At 40.1% G+C, this 7,937-nt stretch carries 11 protein-coding genes and 1 pseudogene; 4 read left to right on the top strand and 8 right to left on the bottom strand.

Annotated elements, in window-relative coordinates; all coding sequences use genetic code 11:
• Together CWB60_RS19565 and CWB60_RS19560 are read left to right on the top strand one after the other, a co-directional pair.
• A partial coding sequence (locus tag CWB60_RS19565) for a helix-turn-helix domain-containing protein (protein ID WP_138580045.1) occupies positions 1-667 on the top strand: 667 nt, incomplete at its 5' end.
• A gap of 2 nt (positions 668-669) precedes the next feature.
• Positions 670-1,035, top strand: coding sequence for a DUF4345 family protein (locus tag CWB60_RS19560; RefSeq protein WP_024034145.1), 366 nt, complete (start codon positions 670-672; stop codon positions 1,033-1,035).
• Positions 1,036-1,122: 87 nt separating this feature from the next.
• On the opposite strand, the gene CWB60_RS19555 is transcribed toward CWB60_RS19560, so the two are convergent.
• Complete coding sequence (locus tag CWB60_RS19555) at positions 1,123-1,626, bottom strand: hypothetical protein (RefSeq protein WP_054983420.1); 504 nt, start codon at positions 1,624-1,626, stop codon at positions 1,123-1,125.
• 498 nt (positions 1,627-2,124) lie between these two features.
• On the opposite strand from CWB60_RS19555, the gene CWB60_RS19550 reads away from it, so the two are divergent.
• Both CWB60_RS19550 and CWB60_RS19545 read left to right on the top strand, forming a co-directional pair.
• Positions 2,125-2,631, top strand: a complete 507-nt coding sequence (locus tag CWB60_RS19550) for an RNA polymerase sigma factor (RefSeq protein ID WP_138580046.1) — start codon at positions 2,125-2,127, stop codon at positions 2,629-2,631.
• A 1-nt stretch (position 2,632) separates the two neighbouring features.
• Positions 2,633-3,292: a hypothetical protein gene (locus CWB60_RS19545; protein WP_138580047.1), complete on the top strand. Its 660-nt coding sequence runs from the start codon at positions 2,633-2,635 to the stop codon at positions 3,290-3,292.
• A gap of 60 nt (positions 3,293-3,352) precedes the next feature.
• On the opposite strand, the gene CWB60_RS19540 is transcribed toward CWB60_RS19545, so the two are convergent.
• The 7 genes and pseudogenes from CWB60_RS19540 to CWB60_RS19510 all read right to left on the bottom strand — a co-directional run.
• Entirely contained in the window at positions 3,353-4,063 is a 711-nt protein-coding gene (locus tag CWB60_RS19540) for a GGDEF domain-containing protein (protein ID WP_138580048.1), read from the bottom strand.
• The gene (locus tag CWB60_RS19535; RefSeq protein ID WP_138580049.1) at positions 4,014-4,547 is read right to left on the bottom strand and encodes a hypothetical protein; all 534 of its coding nucleotides are present in this window, start codon (positions 4,545-4,547) and stop codon (positions 4,014-4,016) included. Before CWB60_RS19535 ends, CWB60_RS19540 begins: the two co-directional genes overlap by 50 nt.
• A 3-nt stretch (positions 4,548-4,550) precedes the next feature.
• Positions 4,551-5,183 (bottom strand): endonuclease III, encoded by a 633-nt coding sequence (nth, locus tag CWB60_RS19530; protein ID WP_024034131.1) that lies wholly within the window; start codon positions 5,181-5,183, stop codon positions 4,551-4,553.
• 44 nt (positions 5,184-5,227) lie between these two features.
• Complete coding sequence (locus CWB60_RS19525) at positions 5,228-5,926, bottom strand: electron transport complex subunit E (RefSeq protein WP_004589483.1); 699 nt, start codon at positions 5,924-5,926, stop codon at positions 5,228-5,230.
• On the bottom strand, positions 5,923-6,561 hold the full coding sequence (gene rsxG, locus CWB60_RS19520) for an electron transport complex subunit RsxG (RefSeq protein WP_138580050.1): 639 nt from the start codon (positions 6,559-6,561) through the stop codon (positions 5,923-5,925). Before rsxG ends, CWB60_RS19525 begins: the two co-directional genes overlap by 4 nt.
• Positions 6,558-7,616: an electron transport complex subunit RsxD gene (gene rsxD / locus CWB60_RS19515; protein WP_064386453.1), complete on the bottom strand. Its 1,059-nt coding sequence runs from the start codon at positions 7,614-7,616 to the stop codon at positions 6,558-6,560. The genes rsxG and rsxD overlap by 4 nt, the downstream gene beginning before the upstream one ends.
• A pseudogene (locus CWB60_RS19510) lies at positions 7,613-7,937 on the bottom strand (electron transport complex subunit RsxC); the annotation flags it as partial. The pseudogene CWB60_RS19510 and the gene rsxD, both read right to left, overlap by 4 nt.

Below are 7,937 nucleotides of genomic sequence, written 5' to 3'. Positions count from 1 at the left end.
TGTGGGAGTCATTATGTCTATTGTATCGCTAGATACAAAAGTGATGACCGAATTATCTATTACCATGGCTGCACAAGGTGTAAAAAAACACGCATCAGGCCCCAAAACGCAAGGGCTTACACTCGCAGCATGGGATGACTCATTTACCGATTCATTACTACGATTGCTGCAACTCGTAGGCAACCCTGTAGATATTGCGGTTTTAGGCGAAGGGCGACTGCGAGAATTATATTACGCCATATTAAACGGACAGGCAGGTAGTAGTGTGCACCAAGCCTTTGGCGTAGGAAACGACATAGCACGCTCAATTGATTATTTGGCATCTCGATTAGATGAGACCATAACCATAGACGATATGGCAGCAAAAATTGGCGTAAGTAGGGCAGTTTTGCATCGAAAATTTAAGGATGCGACCAGTATGTCGCCGATTCAATTTGTTAAATCTATGCGCTTAAATACCGCCGCGATGAAAATTGCAGCGGGTATGAACGTAAGTTCGGCGGCCATGTCGGTAGGCTATGTTAGCTCATCACAATTTAGCCGAGAATTTAAACGTATGTATGGGCAATCGCCAAAGCAGTGGAGCCAAGCAAAGGAGTTACCTCAGGAGCTTGTTGAGCAATCGATTGTTCAAACAGTTGATCAAACAACCAGCCTGAGGGATTGATCATGGATAATATAGTCATTTTTAGGGTTGTTGGTGCGGTATTAATTATTTTTGGCATAGTGTTAGCTGCCAACCCTGAGCTGATAAGCAATAAGCCAGTTCCTAATGATATTTTTAAGGCCGTAGAGCGCAGAATTTGGTGGGGGTTATTTATTGGTTTTGGCTTATTGCTGCAATTTCATCATCAGCTTGTACCTTGGCAAGCTAGCATAGCGGCAACACTGTCATCGTTACTCGTAGGACTATTAATTGCAAGGCTTATTGGCATTATGTTAGATGGCTCGGTAGCAAAACAGTGGCTGAATGTGGGTATTGAAATAGTGATACTGGCGCCTCTAATTTGGTGGTATTTAAAAGTACGCACTTAGTATCAGAGTTAAACCGCTATAAATCTTAGTATCGCCTTAGAGTGTAACGCTTAATACCTTTATGGCATGATAAGCAAACAAAGGCGTTTACCCATGAGCTTTACTTTGAGTTAGCGCCATTTCTTCAGACCAAGGTACATAGAGTGCAGGAGTTAAGTTTTTATTATCGGCCAAAATTACTTTCGCGATTGGCCGTCCGAAATATTCAGTTGGCTCAAATGAGCAAATATCTTTTAAATTAATCGAAATATAACAATTTGCTTTTTTGATTAATAAAGCTGATTCATCCATACGTGCATGAACTGTTATTTGTAAGTTCATGTAAGGAACCATCGATACTATGTGTTCACCTAAGTGAAATCTGTCTCGCTCTATCTCATCTCCTATTGCTTTTAAATAGTTAATATATGCTTTCCAACGCTTTAAAATTAATAAGGTTAAAAATGAAATAAAACAAATTAGGCTTAAAAGAATCGAATGAAATACAGAAAATTGACCCAAATAATAAAATGCACCCGCCAGTATAAGCACAACAGCTAAATTTAATAATGACCACTTATTTGGCTGAAATTTTGAATGATTACTTTGCAAAATACATCCTTGAAGTTATGTGGTTTCTTACAGCGCTAACGCAGAAACCTCCTTAAATTATTATTCACTATTAATAGCAGATTGTATGTTTTTTACCACCTTTAGCCTGAGTCATATTTGATAACCAGAGATACAATAATATTAACTATTGCTATATTAAAAAAATCTTTTAACTAGGAGTCCCCTTTTAATAGCAAAGCAGAAAAAAGAGCTAGCTCCTCGCTTTGCTCTTTTACTTAGCTTATTACTCCCTCAAATAATTATTTTTTAAATAGTTGTGATTATTTCAGCGATACTGCGAATAACTAGATAAGAAGGTTATGTGAGTACTATCGTGCAGCTAAAATGTTTATATAAATGTGTACAGGCTATGTTGCATTAGCCAAAGCGCCGCACTTTATTACTTTTAAAAACAGATGCATTAGAAATTAAACACAATGAAACTGTGATGAGCCAACTACGTGATGAGATTAATTTAGATGATGGATTTATGCGTAAATGAACACCAATAAAAAAGCACTGTTTGCTCAAACAATGGAGCAGCATAAAGGCATTATTTATAAAATAGTTAACTCGTACTGTCAAAACCAACACGACAGGCAAGACCTAGCGCAAGAAATACTCACCACCATGTGGCTTGCTTATGATAATTACGACAAAGACTATAAGTTTTCTACGTGGATGTACCGAATAGCACTGAATGTGGCGATTTCATATTACCGCAAAGACAGTAAACGAGAAGATAAAGCCAATGAAAGTGAGCAGTGCATTGTGCACATAGCCGACCTCTCAGCGCACAATGATAAAAGCGAAGAGGTTAAGCAGCTTTATGAATTTATAGCAAAGCTCGATAAGTTAAATAAAGCCATAGTATTGCTGTATTTAGAAGGCGAATCCCATCAAAGCATAGCGACGAGTTTAGGCATAAGTAAAACCAACGTCGCTACGCGAATTGGCCGAATTAAAGAAACACTAAAAAATCAATTTGAAAAACAGGGGGCTTAAAATGAATTTAGATAACATTAAAAACACTTGGCAGCAGCAAAATAGTGTCAACGAATCGGCCATTACAATAAACCAATCACTGCTGAGCGAAACAAAAGTGAATAAACAAATGAAAGAGCTTAATACTATGAAGTGGGCACGTATTATTGAAAGCGCAGCCTTCTTTTTTATTATTGTTTTATTGGGGCAGTACATTGCAAATAACTTTAGTGTTTCAGCGCCTTCAATATCCGCGTTGATACTGAGTGTATTTTCCATTGCTGGCCTTGCAGGTAATATTGGCCAAATAGTGCACATTGCTAACGTTGATTATGCAAAGCCAATTAGCCAACTTCAAAAAGACGTTTACCGCCTTTGCTCACATAAATTACAACTAACTAAGTTGTTATTAATGTCTGCACCTTTTTATATGGCTTATGTTTTTATTGGCTTTGATGTGCTATTTGAAATTGACTTGTATGCTCACCTAGAGCAACACATGGTTTGGTTTTACAGCGTGTCATCGCTTCTACTTTTAATAATTACAAGCTGCGTATTAGCTAAACTAAACTACACAAATATTAAAGCGCCTTGGGTTAAACGCACCATTGCATTTATTGTCGGTGAGCGTTTAGTAAATATGGCGCAATTTATAAATAGTATAGAATCAACAGACAGCTAAACGATTAGATGCCGGATTACTGCAGTGCGACCAGAAGTGGAATAGCTAAGGCTTAAGCTGTTAGTTATCAAATACGATAACTTGATTTTTACCAGCAGCCTTAGCTTTATATAATAGTTGGTCTGCGTTTTCATATAACCTTTCAAACTTAGAGCGTTTTGTATCACCTTTATCTACACCCGCACTAATTGTGACTCCTGTTAATTCAGGCGATATGTCATTTAAATTAAGGCTAGCAATGGCTAATACAAGCCTATGTGAAATCTTTTTTACGGTTTCAACATCATTGCTTGGAAAGAAAACTACAAACTCTTCTCCGCCATATCGTCCAACAATATCTTTTTCTCTAGTTTGAACTTTTAAAGCATGAGCGACCCTTTGAAGAACTTTATCACCAGCATTATGTCCAAATCGATCATTAATGAGTTTAAAGTTATCTATATCTGCAATGAGTAAAAAACCACTTTGTTTATCTAAGCGAGAAACTTGTTCATGAAAGCCTTTTCTATTTAACACTTTTGTCAAAGGGTCGATTAACGATTCATTAGTGATTGTTATATTAAGTCGTTTTAATTTTTTAATATGACGAATTGAGAAAAACAAAATGAGAATGAAAAGGCCAAGGTTAATAAACAGAATTATATTTAACCTAATATGATCAGCCGCTTTGCTTTGCCAATCAATTTCGCTTGCAAATGCAAAGCTACTAAATAAAGAAAGACTAAATAGTACTAATTTTAAAATATACATTTTTTGAAAAGGTAAAAACACAAATTAGGCAACTTATAAACGAATGTAATAACAGACCTTGAATGCCAATACTTAAATAGGGCCCAATCATCTTAGCATCAGATACATCTAGCAAAACACCCCATGAAACAACCAAGTATAAAAATCCAATTAAGAGTAATGATAAAGATATTGTTTCAGATTTTAATTTACTGACATACATAGAAAATAAAGCTATGAGAAGTAATGAGCCTAACGAAGATAAAATAGTCATCGGCTCAAACCATAAACCAGGGGCCTCAATGAAAGAGTGATTTGCATTAGCTTCCCAAAACTCAGGAAAAGCCAAAACTTTTAGAATATCGACGTGTGAAAATATGAGCAAAAGTTCTTCAAATTTCACTCCCGCAACAGACTCGTTAAAAGCAATAAAGGTGATAAAGCCATTCGAGAGCCATATAAAAAACGCTGAAGTAATGGCTAAAAGCAAATTGTATAATTGTGCTTTATTGCTATAGCTTTTCAATTATTAGTCCGTTTTTTCTTTAAACTCACACAAGTCTTCAATAATACAGCTGCCGCATTTAGGCTTACGGGCAACGCAGGTATAGCGTCCGTGTAGTATTAACCAGTGGTGAACGTCTACTTTGAATTCTTTAGGAACAACCTTTTCAAGTTTTTGCTCAACGGCGACTACATCTTTGCCCATAGCAAATTTGGTGCGGTTTGAAACACGAAAAATATGCGTGTCTACGGCAATGGTCGGCCAGCCGAAGGCTGTGTTGAGTACTACATTTGCGGTTTTTCTGCCAACACCGGGTAGGGCTTCGAGGGCTTCGCGGTTCTCGGGAACAATGCCGTTATGTTGATCAACCAATATTTGGCACATTTTGTACACGTTTGCGGCTTTTGAATTAAATAAGCCAATGGTTTTTATATAATCGCGAAGCGCATCGTGGCCAATATCTAAAATGGCTTGTGGCGTATTAGCAACCGGAAATAATTTACGGGTGGCTTTATTTACCCCTACATCGGTGGCTTGTGCAGAGAGCGTAACGGCTACTAGTAGCTCAAATGGGCTTGAGTATTCAAGCTCGGTTTCTGGATGCGGGTTTTGCTCGCGCAAGCGCGAGAGTATTTGGTGACGTTTTTCTTTATTCATGCAACTTAAAACGCATTAGCTAATAGCGTTAATGCGTTTTCCCCTTAAGTTAAGCTAGTAACACGTGCGCGTGGGCCTTTTTCGGCTTCTGGCGGCGTTACTTGTTTTGATTTTATTTGTGCGTCAATAACATTTTTTGCTGCTATTAGCAGCCCAAGCCCTAAAAAGGCGCCGGGTGGTAAAATAGCGAGTAAAAACTGGCTATCGAAACTAAATATTTCCAAGCGTAGGCTTTGTGCCCATGGCCCTAGAAGCAAATCGGCCCCATCAAATAATGTACCTTGGCCTATCAGTTCGCGCATTGCACCGAGTACTAACAATACGGCCATAAAGCCTAAGCCCATCATCAGGCCGTCGAATGCAGACAGGTGCACAGGATTTTTAGAGGCATATGCCTCTGCACGGCCAATAATGGCGCAGTTAGTTACTATTAGTGGAATAAATATGCCTAATGATTGATACAAGCCAAAGGTGTACGCATTCATAAGTAGCTGAACTATGGTCACAAAGCCTGCGATAATCATTACAAATACTGGTATACGAATGTCTTTAGGCACCCAATTACGCACAACTGAAACAGTAATATTAGAGCCTACTAAAACTAATAAAGTAGCTAACCCTAGGCCGAGCGCGTTGGTTACAGTTGATGTAACAGCTAAAAGCGGGCATAAACCGAGTAGCTGCACTAGCGCGGGGTTATTAGCCCATACGCCTTCTTTGTATAAGGTTTTTAACTCACTCATTGGGTTACCTCTTGGCAAGCATTAGGCTGTTTAAAAATGGCGGCAAAGTTAGTTTTTGCAAATAATACGGCATTTTTTACCGAGCCTACCACGGCGCGAGGGGTAATTGTTGCGCCGGTAAATTGGTCAAACTGGCCACCATCCTTTTTTACCGCCCAACGGGCATCGTCTTCACTTTGAACCGTTAAATCGTTAAATGTAGTGATCCACAGCGACTTTTTAACTTCTACTTTATCGCCTAAGCCGGGCGTCTCTTCGTGCTTAGTAGTACGAACGCCGGCAATGGTGCCATCAGCAAGTACGGCGGTTAATAAGTTAATATCGCCACTGTAACCACTAGGTGTTATGTGTCTTATTACAAGTGCAACAGGTTGCTGATTTTTATAAGCGCGGTAAATAACTTGCTCGGGGTAAGGACCCAGTTGTTCATCGCTCATAATTACGCAATTTGTATTGAGCTGATTATCGTAGCTGCTTGGGTTTAATACCTCTTGTAATTGTGAGGTTAGTTGCAAGCGTTCTTGCTCGGCAATCTTATCGGCGGTAAAGGCATCAATTGAGGCAACTAAGCCTGTTGTTATCAGTGCAAAGGCGGTTAATATCGCGCCATTTTTAGCCATTGATGAAATAATCATTTTACTGCTCCGTGGCCATAAGTGCGTGGTTGGGTGTAGTAATCAATCAGCGGTACGGCAATATTAATTAATAATACACTAAAGGCTACCGCATCAGGGAAGCCACCAAAGGTGCGAATTAAATACACCAACAAGCCAATTAACGCGCCATAAATTAAGCGCCCTTTATTGGTAGTTGCAGCCGAAACAGGATCGGTGGCGATAAAAAATGCGCCCATCATGGTCGCGCCACTTAATAAGTGAAATACCATACCCGGCTCGGTACCCGGAGCGGCAATATAGCCAATGGCACTGCACAGCGCTAGTGAGCCTATAAAGCTTACTGGAATATGCCAGTTTATAATTTTAGCTTTTAAAAGGTATAAACCACCGGCTAAAAAGCTTAGGTTAACCCATAGCCAACCAAGCCCAGCCCATTGAGAAAAAATCGGTTTTTGCATGCTTTCGCTAACAGTTAGACCATGAGCTACATCGGTTTTAACTGTATCAAGCGGGGTGGCCATGGTGAGGCCATCAACGCCGGCACGGACTTGATCAACACTAAAGCCCAGAGCGGTAAAATCAGTAAATATAAGGCGTAATTGGTCAATAAAGCCAATTGGGGCATTAAGTAAATCGGTAACGGGTAACCAAGCGGTCATTTGCACCGGAAACGAGACTAAAAGTAGTACGTATGCGGCCATTGCTGGGTTAAATAAGTTAAAGCCAAGCCCACCATAAAGTTGCTTTACAATCACAATGGCAAATAAACAGCCAATAATAATGACCCACCAAGGCGCCAGCGGCGGAATACTCAGTGCTAACAGCACACCAGTAAGCCAAGCACTACCATCACTCAATGCAGGCCAAACAGGGCGTTTACGCATTAACATAATGGCTGCTTCAAATACGCTTACAGCAACAAGTGCCAGTACTAACTGAATAAGTACGCCAGTCCCAAAAAATACCACTTGCGCTATTAGCCCAGGAATACACGCAGCAATTACGGTTAGCATTAATCGCGTTAACGACTTATGGCTATGGTTGTGCGGCGAACTGGCCATGGTTAATTTCATGACTGATCATTTCCTTCTTTTTGTAACTTTTTAGCTTTGGCGCGCGCTATTGCGGCGGCCACGGCGGCTTTTTTCTTCTCTGCTGCAGTTTGCTCAGAGGCCGTTTGCTCAGAGTCTGAACCGCTGCTGGTTTGTGGCTCATTGCTTTGTTCAGGTGCGCTGTGTTCACTTGCTGCTGGTTGCTCAGCTTCTTTAGCGGCTTTTTTAGCTTTAGCGCGGGCAATAGCAGCAGCTACGGCCGCTTTTTTGTCATCAGCAGGAGAGTGTGCTTCATCGTTTTGTGGCTCATCTGAGGCTGGCAGCGCAGACGTAGGTTGTTCC

Source organism: Pseudoalteromonas sp. S327 (assembly GCF_005886415.1).
In the GTDB taxonomy this organism is placed as follows: domain Bacteria; phylum Pseudomonadota; class Gammaproteobacteria; order Enterobacterales; family Alteromonadaceae; genus Pseudoalteromonas; species Pseudoalteromonas atlantica.
This window is presented reverse-complemented; position numbering and strand designations above follow the sequence as displayed.